The organism is Sorangiineae bacterium MSr11954, from assembly GCA_037157815.1.
GTDB lineage: Bacteria > Myxococcota_A > Polyangia > Polyangiales > Polyangiaceae > Pendulispora > Pendulispora albinea.
Map to the genome: position 1 here is coordinate 5,680,585 of CP089984.1, position 13,571 is coordinate 5,694,155.

General features: G+C 66.7%; 11 protein-coding genes. 3 read left to right on the forward strand and 8 right to left on the reverse strand.

The genetic code is table 11. From position 1 onward, the window contains the following. The first annotated feature begins 12 nt into the window (after window positions 1-12). The 3 genes from LZC94_21815 to LZC94_21825 all read left to right on the forward strand — a co-directional run bounded on the left by LZC94_21815 (window position 13) and on the right by LZC94_21825 (window position 2,792). The gene (locus tag LZC94_21815; GenBank protein WXB19848.1) at window positions 13-795 is read left to right on the forward strand and encodes a hypothetical protein; all 783 of its coding nucleotides are present in this window, start codon (window positions 13-15) and stop codon (window positions 793-795) included. A gap of 10 nt (window positions 796-805) precedes the next feature. Beyond that, window positions 806-1,384 (forward strand): pentapeptide repeat-containing protein, encoded by a 579-nt coding sequence (locus LZC94_21820; GenBank protein ID WXB19849.1) that lies wholly within the window; start codon window positions 806-808, stop codon window positions 1,382-1,384. Window positions 1,385-1,778: 394 nt separating this feature from the next. After that, window positions 1,779-2,792 carry a DUF4394 domain-containing protein gene (locus tag LZC94_21825; GenBank protein ID WXB19850.1) on the forward strand — a complete coding sequence of 338 codons (1,014 nt, stop codon included), beginning with the start codon at window positions 1,779-1,781 and terminating at the stop codon, window positions 2,790-2,792. Between the two features lie 81 nt (window positions 2,793-2,873). Here the strand turns inward: LZC94_21825 and LZC94_21830 are convergent, their stop codons facing one another. From LZC94_21830 to LZC94_21865, 8 genes are all read right to left on the reverse strand, one after another. Next, window positions 2,874-3,686 (reverse strand): hypothetical protein, encoded by an 813-nt coding sequence (locus tag LZC94_21830; GenBank protein ID WXB19851.1) that lies wholly within the window; start codon window positions 3,684-3,686, stop codon window positions 2,874-2,876. 72 nt (window positions 3,687-3,758) lie between these two features. Beyond that, entirely contained in the window at window positions 3,759-4,118 is a 360-nt protein-coding gene (locus LZC94_21835; GenBank protein ID WXB19852.1) for an AgmX/PglI C-terminal domain-containing protein, read from the reverse strand. A 363-nt stretch (window positions 4,119-4,481) separates the two neighbouring features. Continuing rightward, window positions 4,482-5,819 (reverse strand): BamA/TamA family outer membrane protein, encoded by a 1,338-nt coding sequence (locus LZC94_21840; protein WXB19853.1) that lies wholly within the window; start codon window positions 5,817-5,819, stop codon window positions 4,482-4,484. Window positions 5,820-5,989: 170 nt separating this feature from the next. Further along, window positions 5,990-8,314 (reverse strand): Ig-like domain-containing protein, encoded by a 2,325-nt coding sequence (locus LZC94_21845; protein WXB19854.1) that lies wholly within the window; start codon window positions 8,312-8,314, stop codon window positions 5,990-5,992. A 284-nt stretch (window positions 8,315-8,598) separates the two neighbouring features. Beyond that, window positions 8,599-10,080 (reverse strand): hypothetical protein, encoded by a 1,482-nt coding sequence (locus LZC94_21850; protein ID WXB19855.1) that lies wholly within the window; start codon window positions 10,078-10,080, stop codon window positions 8,599-8,601. 24 nt (window positions 10,081-10,104) lie between these two features. After that, window positions 10,105-11,145, reverse strand: a complete 1,041-nt coding sequence (locus LZC94_21855) for a hypothetical protein (GenBank protein ID WXB19856.1) — start codon at window positions 11,143-11,145, stop codon at window positions 10,105-10,107. Beyond that, on the reverse strand, window positions 11,142-11,954 hold the full coding sequence (locus tag LZC94_21860; protein ID WXB19857.1) for a hypothetical protein: 813 nt from the start codon (window positions 11,952-11,954) through the stop codon (window positions 11,142-11,144). Before LZC94_21860 ends, LZC94_21855 begins: the two co-directional genes overlap by 4 nt. After that, window positions 11,951-13,510 (reverse strand): serine/threonine protein kinase, encoded by a 1,560-nt coding sequence (locus LZC94_21865; GenBank protein ID WXB19858.1) that lies wholly within the window; start codon window positions 13,508-13,510, stop codon window positions 11,951-11,953. The genes LZC94_21860 and LZC94_21865 overlap by 4 nt, the downstream gene beginning before the upstream one ends. Window positions 13,511-13,571 lie beyond the last annotated feature (61 nt).

A 13,571-nucleotide genomic window follows, 5' to 3' on the forward strand; every position in this document is an offset into this window, starting at 1 on the left:
CGGAGACTATCGATGAAGACTATTGACCCCTTCGTTAGCATCAAAATGCATGGAACGACACCTCTCTACAAGCGTGCCAACTTGGGAAAGGTCATCTCCGTTCTCGAAACGGCATCACTTACCCCCACGTCGTGGTCGTTGGACGAGCGAACCAATATTCCTTACGATAAGAAAGAGATCCTCGCTCGAAAGTGGACTCCGATCGATTCACTATACTTGCGCCTTCGTGGAAAAAAGCAATACGAGGCAACGCTCGACGTGGGCGATCTCACCCCAGCGATCGAGATCGAGTTCAAACCGACATTGGCGGCAGCCCATGTGAAAGAGGTCTTCGACCTCTTCACCGAATGGGTCAAGGCGTTTCAGCCAGACCTCGCGGTGACGCACATTGGCCCGCCATTCCAATATCCGGTTCAAACGGATTTCGATCGCTATGCAGCGCTCATGCACAGCGTCGGCAAGTTGGCCAGCAAGCACTTCCACAAGGCGGGTCCCGGAGGGCTCGCTCCCCGCACGTACTTCGGCCCGCACTACGTCATGCAATTTGGGAAAAAGCTGCTCCTGTCGACCCCCGCGGCCTCGGTGCGTGAGGAAAAGGACGGTGGCATCACCATCGATCTGGTCCCGGAGCCCTGGAAGGTCGATGGAGAAAAGCTCATCGAAGCGTGGCGTCGCGCCATGGATCATTTGCGGCCGGCCGAAATCTTGGCCATCACGAGCATGACACCGAACGGCATGGTCGAGTACACTCGCGCCCCCCGCTGCCACATCGGCGGCCGCATCGAGAGAAAATAGGGAACGCGTCATGTCCAAGAAGAAGGCCCTCGAGGAGCTCCGAAACACCCGGGTGACCGAAGAGTTCACCCAAGGCGTCGAAATCCCGGGCATGGACCTGACGGCCGAGGACCTCACGGGCGTGCTCGTCGAAGATCTCGACGCCGAGGGCACGATCTTCCGGGGCGCCGTGTTGGCGGAGATGCGCGCCATCTCGGGCCACTTCGACGGCGCCAACTTCGAGGGCGCGTGCCTCGACGATGGCGTATTTTTCAGCTGCTCGTTCGAGGGGGCCACCTTCACCAACGCGACCGCGCAGCGCGCGGAGATCACCGCATCGTTCATGGACCGCACGAAGGCCGATGGCGCCAACTTCGAAGACGCCGATCTCTCGAACTCCATCTTCAACGATGCGTCGCTTCGCGAGGCGAACCTGAAAGGCGTACGAGCCAAGGAGACGACCTTTACGCGCGCCGATCTCACGGGCGCCGATCTCTCCAACGGAAACTTCGAAAACGCCGATTTCAAAAAGGCGAAGCTCAAAGGCGTCAATTGGACAGGCGCCAATCTCAAGGGCGCCACCTTCGACCCCAAGGCCCGCCCCGCGTAAACGCGCCTGGTCCGCATCGCCATCCGCGAATACCTACAGAAACGAACCGAAACCTACAGCGCGCGCTCCACGCGTTCGCTTCGGATGGAGTGCAAGTTACATCCACCCGAGATGCTTGCGCCACCATGCGATGTCGGCCGTAGCTTCGGGCTTCGAGCTTCGAAAACGCGTATATCGCGCGTATTGTGCTGTCGAAACGACGATTCATTTGTGCACCTCGGTGGTGCCACCCTCGCCGTCGCGCTCTCGCTGGCCGACCCGAGCTCGAGCGTCCCACCCGCTCGAGGCAAAATCTTTCGTGCTTCGGATGGAACCGTTTCTCGGCCCCCGACGTAACGTTCCGAGCGATCATCCCTCTTTCAAACTGGTAACTGGCGAACCTTGGAGGTGCCTCGTGCGCTTCGAATGCAAGAAGTTCCATATGTTGGTCCTGATTGCCGCGAGCCAGGTCGTGATGGCGACCTTTGCCGCATGCTCCAACGACGATACGACGAATCCGCCGGGGGACGCGGGCCTGGATTCGACGACGTCGCGCGATGCTGCGACCGATAGCAGCAGCGGCAACGACGCGGGGCCCACCGCGCGGACCATCTTCGGGGTGGATGCGAAGAACAACTTGGTTCGGTTCCAGAGCACGGCGCCGGCGGCGATCACCACAGTAGCCATCACCGGTGTGCCGGGTGTGCATGGCATCGATTTTCGCCCGAGCACGGGGGTCCTCTATGCGCTGGGGACGGACAGCAAGATCTACACGCTGAACCTGACCACCGGCGCGGCGACCCTCGTTGCGGGCGACGCCGGCGCTCTTCCGGATGGTGGGCCGGTCGTCACCTACCCGGTCAGCCTCGACAGCGCGGGGTCGTTCGGGTTCGACTTCAACCCGGCCGCCGATCGGATCCGCGTTCACTCGAGCAACGGCCAGAATATCCGATTGCACCCCGCCAACGGCGAGGCCGTCACCCCGGGGCCAAACTACGATGGAACGCTCCAATACAGCGACGGCGGCGTCGTGCGGATCCTCGGCTCAGCCTATACCAATAGCCTCCAAGCGAGGCCCGCCACGACCACGCTCTTTGGGATCGAGTCCGATTCGAAGCAGCTAACCCAATTTGCCAATGTCGACGGCGGCGTCGTGGGGGGATTTGCGGGCGCGACCGCCGTCGGCGCCTTGGGCATCAGCCTCGACGCCGACGGTGGCGCTGTCGGCGGCTTCGATATTTACGGAGGCGTGGGCGGCGATGCGGGGGACGGCGGACCGGCCGTGAATGTGCCGCTCGAAGCCTACGCCGCGCTTCGCGTTGGCGGAAAGACGAACCTTTACCGCATCAACCTCGGCACCGGCGCGGCGACGTCCCTCGGCGAAATCGGGCACCCCGAGCCGCTTCGCGGCATCGCCGTTCAACCCTGACGAAACTCACCGTGCCGCAAAAGAACGTGGCGGACGCGCTCACGCAAATCGCGTAGGGCGCGGCCGGCACGCGCGGCGCGCTCATGCGTCGCCGCGCAGCACGCCCAATACCTGCTCCAGCAGCTCGGGCGATGCGGCCGAAATGAGGCTTCCGCCAAAGACGAAATCCCGTGAGCCGCGGAGCGTGCCCAAGGCGGCGCCGGCCTCCGCGAGGACCGGGATCAAGGCGGCGTTGTCCCACGGCGACATGGTGGCGTCGATGGCCAGATCGACACGGCCGCGGGCGACGAGCGCGTGCTGCAAGCAGTCGCCCACGATTCGGAACTTGCGCGCGCGTGCGATGATGGGCTTCAGCCGAACGATGGCCGTCTCGTTCGGCTCCACGATATCGCTCTTTTGAATGCCGCAGGTCGAGCCAAAGGCTTCGCCCAAGGTCTTGACCCCGCTCACGCGGACGCGCACCGGGCGGTCGCCGTCTTCGAACCACGTCCCCCCGCCGCTTCGCGCAAAGTAGGATTCGCCGGTCGCGGGAAAGTGGATGACGCCGAGCGCGGGCTCGCCGTCCACCAAGAGGCCGATCAGGGTACCGTACGCCGGAGAGCCAATCGAAAACGATGTCGTTCCGTCGATGGGATCGAGGATCCATTGCCAACCGGACACCGCCCGCGGCTCGCCACCAAACTCCTCGCCCAGGATCTGGGCGTGCGGATACCACCCTTGGAGCCGCTCCCGAAGCACGCGCTCGGCGGCGACATCCGCGTTGGTGACCTCGCTGCCATCGCCCTTGTACTGCACGGCCATCCGGCGGGCTTCGTCGCGGATGACGTGGCCGACCTCCTTCGCGAGCGACCGAGCGCGTTCGAGGGCTTCATCGAGGATTTCAGGCTTTTCCATGCGGGTCGGGCGGGAGTTTACCCGCATGAGCGACCGGCGAGCAAATCCACGGCTCGCGGCGACGGCTCGAAGCTACGGCTTGAAGTCGACGGAGTACACCACGGAGACGTCGCCGCCCGCCGGGCGCGGGAAGGTCAAGGCGAACATGGTGCGCTCGACGCAAGGTGCCATCGCCGGCCGAACGACGGACTCGACATAGCCGGCCTTGACCTTGCCGTCGGGGCCCACCACGAAGTGCATTTCGACGCGCAGCGGCGGCTGATCGTCCAAATCGTCATAGCATTTCTGGAGCTCGTCGAACTTTGCGCGAACCGTTTTCTGAATGACGGCCTGCGACAACCCCGGGCTCGACGTGGCTGTCTTTCCTGCGGCCAAGGCGTCGGGCGCGAGGCTGGATACGCTCGCGACACCCACGCCGAAAAGAAGAATCACGCGGCGAGCCAAGGTTGCCTTGGACGATACCGAACGGGCGAGGCCCTGGAGGAGCGATGGTAGCGGCATGAACGCGCACATCGCACGGCCCGTGCCATCCCCGCGCGCCCTGCGCCCCCCTCGAATGGCGTGATGGCGATCGCGCGAATTCATCGCGATCATCCATCTTCGTGGATCGTGCGGCATGCCCTTTTGCGCCCGCACACGGCGGGTGAGCTCCACGCCAAGAGCCGCCGGACGTCGCTCGCCGCGGAAGCAAGTGTTCCTTCGCCGGCAACGCCGATTCCGCCAGCCTCCGCTAATTCCGCCCGTACGAGGATCCACCGCTGCCGGCTCGGGCCATGCCGCCCGGACGACAGGCGTTCAAAACGTCAGGCCGTTGGCGATGTAGTACGCGAGGGGAAACTCCGACGGATCGTGGTCGGACGGCGAGTGGGCGATCTCCACGCGGAAGACGCTGGAGCGGTCCCAGACGAAGAAGAAGCCGCCGCCAAAGCCGTATTTGATGCCGGGGGTCGGGCCGTCGGAGGCCGACGAGTCGAAGTTGTTCCAGACGCGGCCTGCGTCGAGGAAGGTCGTGGTTCCAATTTGCAGCTTGCGGCCGATGACGTGAATGGCAGGGATGAACGTCGTGCGCAGCTCGTAGTTGGCAATGATCTTGGCGTGGCCGGCGTAGCGGGCCTCGGGGACCCCGCGGCCCCCGCGCTCACCGCCCAACATGGGTTGGCGATTGAACACTCCGCCCTCGTGAAGATCGTAGAAAGGAACGCGGCCGAATTGAAAGCTCCCCGCGATCCGGCTGGCGAAGGTCATGAAGCGGCCGATGGGGATGTACGACGAGAGCACGGCGGAGGCCTCGCCATAGGCGATGCGCTCGGCGCTGCCCACCATGCCGAGCACGCCCATTTGATAGAAGACGCCTTGGTGCGGTACGAACTCGTTGTCGCGCGTATCGAGGATAGCCCCCACCGCCAGGCCCCCGAGGACGGCGTTCTCCGTCCCGATGATCCCGTTGTTTCGTGTGTCGTAGGCGAGCTTGGAGCCCTCGTAGACGGTCGGAAATTCGTAGCGGAGGTGCGCCGCGAAGGCCGCATCGAACGGGGTGCCCGTCTTGACCCGCACGAGGGACCGGAGGCGCACGTTCTCGGCGATGTACTGGTTGCGCCGTGAGGGCTCGTCGCCGAGGGGCAGATCGTCCACCGTGCTCGCGTTGCCGAGACCGTGGTAGCGCGCGGTGATGTTGCGCGTAAAGCTCACACGGGAATCGACGCGAACGCGCCCGCCGAACAGGTTGGGCACGTCCAGGCGAAACGAGTGGTACTGCTGCACCATCCGCAGCCCGTCCTCGGCGTCGCTCTTGAAGCTGGTGCTCAGCGCCCCCGAAAAGAGCCATTTGTACGGGCGCGCGTCGTCATAGAAGCGCGCGAGCGTAAAGTCGACGCCGAGCTCCACACCGATGTCGCTGTTTCCTCCGAGATCCGGCACCGGAAGGAATTCGTAGCGACGCGGGGGCGGCTCGTCTTTCGAGGCCGGCTTCTCCGAGGCCGGTTTCTCCGCGGCCGGCTTCTCCGCGGCCGGCTTCTCCGCGGCCGGCTTCTCCGAGGGCGCCGGCGCAGAAGGCGCGGACGCCGAGGATGGCGGGGCGGCGCGCGCCATGCCCGAGCTCGCGAGGACCAGGAGGCCTGCGAGCCATTTCAGCATGGGACGTAACGAGGATCGGGTGAGCATGCGCGGTCGACGGCACCCGCTTATAGGGCGACATCGCCCTACGGCACGCGCGAAAAGCAAAGCGGGCGCGCACATCGACCGTTTTTTCCACCCTCGGCGTCCACGAAGCGAGCTCCGTCGGGCGCCGCCCTACCCGCGTCTTGTCAATTGTCTTTGCGTGCGTACGTTACGACGATTGGCTTCGTTTGGGCCTTGGCGCCCGGTGACGGGGTGCTCACCAGATCCGACTCCGCGTAGTGCACGCGATCGTAGGCGCCCGCCCAGTAGTACCCCTTGGCGACGATCCGCTTCGGGGTGAAGCCGACGATGCCGCTCGGGAGGGTCAACTTTTCGGAGGTGCCCTGGGTCCACCCGTTTGCATCGGTGGGCGGCATGTCGAGGTAAAGGCCTCCGCGTTTCGTGAAGTGCCCGTGCACCTCGGCGACCACCGGTGCGCCGGTGACTTTGTCGACCACGCGCACCTTCACCGCGGCGGTGCCCGGGGTGGCGCCCGGGCTCAGCTCGATGGCGTCGACGATCATCGGGCGCAGCGGCACCTCGGCCGCCGTCGTCTTCGCCGTGGCCGGCGGCGAGGCGGGGCCTTCCTTGCCCGCGATATCCACCGCCGCGATGCGGTAGTAATAGCGGGTGGATGGCAATAGCCCCATGTCGCTCATCCAGAGATCTTTGGTGGCACCAATGAGGTTATCCGCGCACGGGCGGAAGTTCGGATCCTCGGAGCGGTAAATATTGTACGTGTTGACGGTGGTATCGTCGTACGCGCGACCCCACGTCAAATCGACGGATTGGGAATCGAACGCGGTGGCCTTCACCCGATCGCTCAAGGCCGACGGCGCCCGATAATCCTTGGGGTACGGCGGGTAGCTGGGATTTTGGCTCCAGTCCGACGGCTGATCGACCATGGAGTCGTAATGCTCGAGGGCCACGCCGCCGAATCCGGGCCTCGGGTTGGCGGCGGCATAGAGCTTCGCCAGCTCGTTTTCCATGTAGGTACGCCCCACGTGATGGTAGCTGATCCACCATGGATCGCCGTCCGAGGACGCGATTTCGCTCGCCTCGAGCCCCAGCAGCACGGAGCCGGGTTTGCCGATCGTCGCGGCGTACGCGATCTCCTGTTCGCCGGCGGCGAGCATGCCCTCGCCCGAGTCGCGGTAGGACATGATGGCGACGTAGTCGTTGAGATCTTGCATGTGCTGATCCAACGTTTTGGTTTGCCCCTTCCAGGTGACCGTGGACCCATCGAGCCAAAATGGAATGGCCGGGCCAAACGCATGCCCGGAGCCCGCCGTATCGCGTCGTTGGATCATGCGCTGGAGCACCTCGAGCCACTGCACCTGCGTGGGCGTATCGAAGATGCCGCAGACATAGGGCTCGATGTCGACATTCAATCCATCGAACCGCTCGCGCGGATTGGACGAAAGGTCGTAGTTGAGCACCTTCTCATATTCGCTCAGGGCAGCGCCGTGGTAGCGCGTGAACGCGCCGAGGCACAGGGGGCGCGCGGCGCTGGCGATGAGCGCGTACACCTTGAGGCCCGCGCCGTGGGCCCACGAGACGAAGTCGCGCACCTGGGGCCGGAAATCTTCCAGCATGTCCTCGCCGGTGTAGCGATCGACGCCGAAGTAGACGGTCTTCACCTTGCCGTCGGCGGCGAAGCTCTCCAGCACCCGGCGCGCGCCCGGGTTGTGGACGATCGAATAAGCGCCGGGCTCCCACAGCCACAGCGCGCGATCCTGACGCGGCGACTGGACGGGCTCCACCGCGCCATTGCCGACGCGCACATAGGTCGTAAAGCTCTTGCCGAGGTTGCCGCGCGCATCCACGGCGCGCGCTTCGATGCTCGCCATGGCGTCGCCGAGCGGCGTGGGATCCCACGAATATTCGTAGGCGCGCGCGCCGGGGGAGACGCGCGCGGCCGTGAGCCACGGGCCGCCGTTGATGCGCACGACCACCGAGGCGATGTCATTGCGGGCATCGACGTCGACGCGGATGGGCGTGCGTGTGCGTACGGTTCCGCCGTCTGCCGGGCTGGCGACGGTGACCTTGGGGACGTTGGCCGCGGGGTTATCGACGCTCACCGTTCGCCATGGCGTCCAGCCATAGGCTTCGAGCGCCAGTTGAAACTCGCCATCGAGCTTGCGGGTGTCGAGATCGTAATACCAAGTACCGGACTCTTCCCCGTTCGTGACCGTATGAACGCGCTCGATCACCTTTCCGGCGATGCTGAGCTTCAAATTGTACGCCTGGGTGAAACGCCCGGAGACGCGGACGATGCCGACCGGGAGCTTTTCGCCCTCGGCGGGTGAGTCGATGGTGGCCGACGGCACGACCTGGGCCGACACCAACGCCTGCGGCTGCGATGGCGACTCGTCACGGGCCGCGGGATCGGCGTCGCTGCAGCCGGCCAGAGGCAAACAGGCGAGGACCAGCGGCGCCCCCAGGAACGAAAGAATGGTTCGTCGATTCATGAAGAGGCCCTTACGCGTGGGTGGTTGGATTCGTCCAAAAATCGTCCACTGCTCAAGGACTCATACGATAAACGGAGCGTTTCATTTCGAAGAATGTGATTTCAAATCACGATCATCATGAACGCGCCAGCGAGCGCATCCGCCGCGATGGGCGCATTTGCCGCTCGAAGCGCGTTCGCGTGATCCTCGACGCGCGCGCGCAATCGAACGAACGATTGGCGCGTCATTCAAAATAATTGGCGTGCAATGCGTTTTGCGTATGCCGATTTCGCCGGCTCGTGCGTTCAGGGCACCGGAATGATCGAACCGGCCTGACCCGTCATACCGTCGTTGGCGCCCGGAAGGCCGCCCGCGCCGCCCGCGCCCCCCTTGTCGGCGGTGGTGATGACGGGATCGGCCTCGGTGGAGGGCCGCAGTCCGACATAGAGAATGCCCGCCGACACGCCCCCGGCCCCGCCTCCACCCGGACCGCCTTGGCCTCCATTGCCACCGACACCGCCTTGGCAGCCGCCCATCGCGGCGGAGCCTCCGAACCCGCCGATCTGTCCCTTTTGGCCGGCGCCGCCCTTGCCGCCGTTTCCGGGTGCTTTGGCGAGCAGCTTGCCGCCTGCGATGGTCACCCCGCTGGAGACGCTCACGAGCGCAATGCTGCCCCCGCCACCTTTTCCGGCGCCTCCTGCGCCACCTCCGCAGCCGCCCGCGCCGCCGCCGCCACCAGCGCCGCCGGATTCGCCGCCGCCGCCACCTCCACCGCCTTGGCCTGCTTTACCCATCGAGCCGGGCGCGCCGTCTTGAGGGATCCATACGCCGCCCTGAATGGCGCCGAGCCGCGTTGCACCAGAGCCCGTGACCCCGGAGGGCGCGTGCGCGCCGTTGCGGCCGCAGCTCGTCGTGCCGCCCACACCGCCCGCGCCCCCCGCACCCGTTCGTTGATCGGGCCCGGGCGGACCACCATCGTAGACGCCGAACGGCTCCCCGCTGCGCCCTTCCCCTCCCGCGCTGCCGCCGGCGCCGCCTTGCGTCGTTCCGCTGCCGTTCGTGCACGTGAAGAGCGATCCCGCGGGCTGCGCCGATCCTCCGGTGGTGCCGGATGCGTCGTTGCCTTTCTCGGCCCGCGCGGGATCCACGAGACCTTGCGCATCGGCGCCGTTGGCCGCGTCGCCGGCGGTCAAGGTGAGGCGCTCGAGCACGACCTTTTGGGCGTTCTGCACGATGGCGGCGATGCTCGAGGGCTCCCCCGCGATCCCGCGCGGGGCGAGGAATGCGATATCGGCCACCGTGACATGGCTCGCCCGCACGGTGAGCGGGATCCGGCTCGCGGGGGCGACGGTGACGGGGAGCTTGGCCGAGGGATTCCAATCCGTGCACGCGAAGCCGCCGTAGATGCTGATGCTCTTGCCCGTGTCGATGAGGACGTTCTCCGCGTAGGTCCCCCCGCACACGTACACGCGGGGCTTGGAGCCTGCCGCCTTGGCGAGCGCTCCTTGAATCGTGGCCATGGGTTGCCCGCGCGTGCCGGGGTTGGTGTCGCTCCCCGCGGGGCTCGGCGCGACGAAGATGCCCACGCGCTCGTCGATGCACGCGGGGCTCTCGGCGGGATCCTTGTCCAAGAGGCAGTTGGGAGGAGCCACGTCGACGCCGCCGTCCGCGCTCGGATCGGCGGGGGCGCAGTTGCCGAGGTCTTCACACGTGCTCTCGGAGCAACCCGCGGTCAACACCCATGCGGCCAGGTTCCATGTCCATGCCAGGAGCAAAAATCGATGCATCGCAAACCTCCCCATTGAATCCAGTCAAAAGCGAAGACGGAAATCGATGCGAGCCCCCTCATGGGAGACCGCGGGGACGACCAGCGGCCGCCCCACATTGGCGCGCTCCTGCGGCTTGGCGAGGACCAGCAGCGCCGCGCCCCCCGCCACCAGGGCGCCCGCCCCGATCCAGAGCCCCACGGCGAGGTTGCTGTTTCGGTCGCGCGCGTCCGCCAGATCGGAGCGCGAGGAGCACGCGGGCGACGAGGTTCGAAAGCACGCGCTGACGCCGTTTTCGCTCCGCGCATCGGCGAGCTCACTTGCCTTGCCGTTCGCGGCCACCGTAAATCCAATGGCGGCGACCACCGCTGCCCCGCCCGCGGCGAGCGCCCCCGCACCGAGGTAACGGCCCGTCGTCCAGAACGGGGGCTTGCCTGCGTCGGCCGGCGCGGGATCGTTTGCGCGAGGCGCAGGTGGAACCGTGGGAACGGTGGGAACGGTGGGAGCGGCGACGGCGCTCGCTTCGGGGCCGAACCGGACATCGATGCGGGCCCCCGCCGCGACGCTCACCTCGCGGCGCGGGCCTCCGGCTCCCTCGATGACATGTTTGCCCGGGGCCACGTCGGCGATCTCGTTCGCGGCGAGGGTCCGTTCATGGTCGAGGGTGACCAGGGTTCCGCTCGGGCCGAGCACGCGAACATGGCCGAGGAGGGGCCAGAGCTCGGACTCGAGGATCTCCTTGGCCTTCGCTTTGCTCGCCGCGTCGCCGCGTGAATCGGCCAGGAAGGCGCGAAGGTGCTCGGCCGCCGCGACGGGCTGGTCGGCGTCGAGCTCCACCATCGCCAAGTTCCAGAGCGCGTCCGTGCGCTTCGACGTGGCGTACGCCTGGAGGAACTTGAGCCGCGCGGTCTCGGCGTCGCCTTTGGCAACGGCCTCCAAGCCTTCGCGATACCGCTTGTCGACCTCGCGCTCGGCCGGCGTTTGCGGCGACGCCGATTGGGCGAGCCCAGCGCGCGGCGCGAGCGAAACGCAAAGGGCCAGAAGGAAGCATACGGGACGACCTCGTCGTTTCGAACGCGCGATCATGGTGTGACGCCCTTCACGAGGCTGCCGTGGCGAAGCGGCGTAACGGGGGCCGCGGGTGGTGCAGCGCTCGGAGCTGGCGCCGGCACCGGCGCGCTCGGCGCCTCGATTTCCTTGCTGTCCGGCAAGACGTCCGGGCTCGCCGCGGCGTGGGGTGCATGCGTGTGCGGCTGCGCGCGCGGGCTCGTTCGCCGCGGCATCATGGGCGTGGGCGCGGGCGTGAGCGTGGGCGCCTTCGGCTCCGGGCTCGCCGGGATCGCCTCGGACTCCGCGACGCGCGACGCCTCCGCAGCGACCTCGGATCCCGACGCCGGGACCTGGGCCGGAGGCTCGGCGTATGCCGGAGAGGCCGGGGCCGCGGGCGCGCGCATGGCCGCGGGCGGCGCCGATCGCGCTCCGAGCACGCCGATGGCCCATGCGCACGCGAGGACGGCGACGGATAGGACGGCGACGGCCACCGCGACCAGGACCTTGCGCCGGGCGCGCCGCGCGCCCCGCAGGCCCGTGACATGTGCCTCGGGATCGGCAGGCTCGCGAAGGTCGACGGCGACGCTGGGGCCGGAGGTCGTTCCACCCTTCGCTCGCGCCTTCAACGTGTGCGCGCGCACCACCACCCGATTGGGGTCCAAGCCGCCAAAGAGCTCCCCCAGCTCTCCGCCATCGGGGGAGACCCCCACGGGCAGCGGCGGAGGCACGAAGTCCGGTCCGTCGGGATCGGTCACGTGCGCCCCGGCGTCGTCCATCGCGCGCCGGCGCGATGCGCTTGCAGGCGCACGCGATGCGGTCACCTTCTCGTCGGCACCTGCGCTCATGATCGGCTCACCTCCGAGCTCTGATTCCGGTCGTCGCCTGAAGGAGGGCGCGAGCGCGCGACCCGCCAAAGCGCAAAGGTCGTCCCGAGCAGCGCCAAAGCGAGCGCGCACACCAGAATCCACGGCCAACGACGTTGTCCTTCACCGCGCGGAGGCGGCGCATACCGAAAATCGTGCGCGGTAGCCATCGATCGCATGGTCCGCGAAAGATCGGCCTGGGCCGTGGGGACGCGCGCCCGGCGCTCGGAGGGCACCTCGTGCACGCTGCTCACGTCGCTCCTCCCCGATTCGGGCGACACATCGAGGAGCTCCACCGCGCTCGACCTCCTGGAGGCCATGGTGCGGAGGCTCGAGCGCTCGATGTAGCGCTCCGACGTGAAGTGCGGAGGCCTCGGATCGGTCTGGGTGCTGAACACGCGGCGGGAAGGAGCGGCAGGCGCCGCATGCCCCATCGCGAGCCCGCGCCTGACCGGCGCTGCAACGAGCGCAGGGCCCTCGTTGGGATCGGTCAAGTTGCCGTGGGTGCCCGCGAGCAGAGCCTCGATGGGCGCGTCCTCGGTGTCGTGATCGTCGGCCATGGTGGGATCGTCGACGCGAACGGGCATGCGGTTCACGATCCCGCGAAGATCGTCGATCAGCGGCTTGGCGCTGCCCGGCCGCCTCGCGGGATCGGGATCGATCATGCGAAGGAGCAAATCGTCGAGCTCTTGCGGGACGCCTTGAACGAAGCACGAGACCGGCGGGCGGCTCTCGGAGAGGATGGCGCGGCCGAGGTGCAGGAGCCTCTGCGCCTCGCCGGCTTCGGGATCCACGTTCGCGTTCGGGTTCGCGTTCCCGTGCGGCGGCGCACCGATCTCGAACTCATCGAGCGGCCCTCGGTTCGCCAGCATGCGGTACAGGATCATGCCGACGGCGTGGATATCCGTGGCCGCGGTGGGATCGTCGCCGCGGAGTTGCTCGGGCGCGGCCCAGCGTAGGGTGCCCATGAAGCGCTTCTTCCTCGAGGCCGCCTCGGTGTCCCGCTCGAGGGTCGCCACCACGTGGGCGATTCCAAAGTCGATCACCATCACGTGGGTGGGGTTGGTGGGGCTGGTCTTCTGGAGAAAAATGTTCTCGGGCTTCAAGTCGCGATGCACGATGCCCTTTTCGTGCGCATGGGCCACGGCCTCGAGCACGGGGATGAGGGTGCCAATGGCGGCCCGCACATCGAAGGGCCTCCCCCATGCCTCGATGGCGTCGGCGAGCGAGCGCCCGAGCATCCGCTTCATGATGAAGTAAGGCCGGGGCTGAGGCTTCTCCGTGGTCATTCCACCGGGCAAAACATCGACGATGTTCGGGTGATCCAGGCGCGCCAGGATCTGCGCCTCGCGCCGGTATCCCTCCTCGAGCAAGGTGACGGGCCGGTCGAGCAGCGCGACCTTCATCACATACCGCTTTCGCGGAAAATCGCATTCGACCTCGTAGACCTCCCCACCCCCGCCCTCTCCGAGCTTTCGGATGAAGCTGTATTTGGTGCCCGGGATGAGTTGGTCGCGGACGTATTTGTACGTGTGCATGGATCTGCCCACACTTCGACCCGCTTTGGTGCGTGATGACGTGCGAATACTAACTGCTTCA

What these genes read in the sequence shown, in the direction of transcription:
- LZC94_21815 (WXB19848.1), top strand. Translation starts at nt 13, where the DNA reads ATGAAGACTATTGACCCCTTCGTTAGCATCAAAATGCATGGAACGACA.
- LZC94_21820 (WXB19849.1), top strand. Translation starts at nt 806, where the DNA reads ATGTCCAAGAAGAAGGCCCTCGAGGAGCTCCGAAACACCCGGGTGACC.
- LZC94_21830 (WXB19851.1), bottom strand. Translation starts at nt 3,686, where the DNA reads ATGGAAAAGCCTGAAATCCTCGATGAAGCCCTCGAACGCGCTCGGTCG.
- LZC94_21840 (WXB19853.1), bottom strand. Translation starts at nt 5,819, where the DNA reads ATGCTGAAATGGCTCGCAGGCCTCCTGGTCCTCGCGAGCTCGGGCATG.
- LZC94_21845 (WXB19854.1), bottom strand. Translation starts at nt 8,314, where the DNA reads ATGAATCGACGAACCATTCTTTCGTTCCTGGGGGCGCCGCTGGTCCTC.
- LZC94_21850 (WXB19855.1), bottom strand. Translation starts at nt 10,080, where the DNA reads ATGCATCGATTTTTGCTCCTGGCATGGACATGGAACCTGGCCGCATGG.
- LZC94_21855 (WXB19856.1), bottom strand. Translation starts at nt 11,145, where the DNA reads ATGATCGCGCGTTCGAAACGACGAGGTCGTCCCGTATGCTTCCTTCTG.
- LZC94_21860 (WXB19857.1), bottom strand. Translation starts at nt 11,954, where the DNA reads ATGAGCGCAGGTGCCGACGAGAAGGTGACCGCATCGCGTGCGCCTGCA.
- LZC94_21865 (WXB19858.1), bottom strand. Translation starts at nt 13,510, where the DNA reads ATGCACACGTACAAATACGTCCGCGACCAACTCATCCCGGGCACCAAA.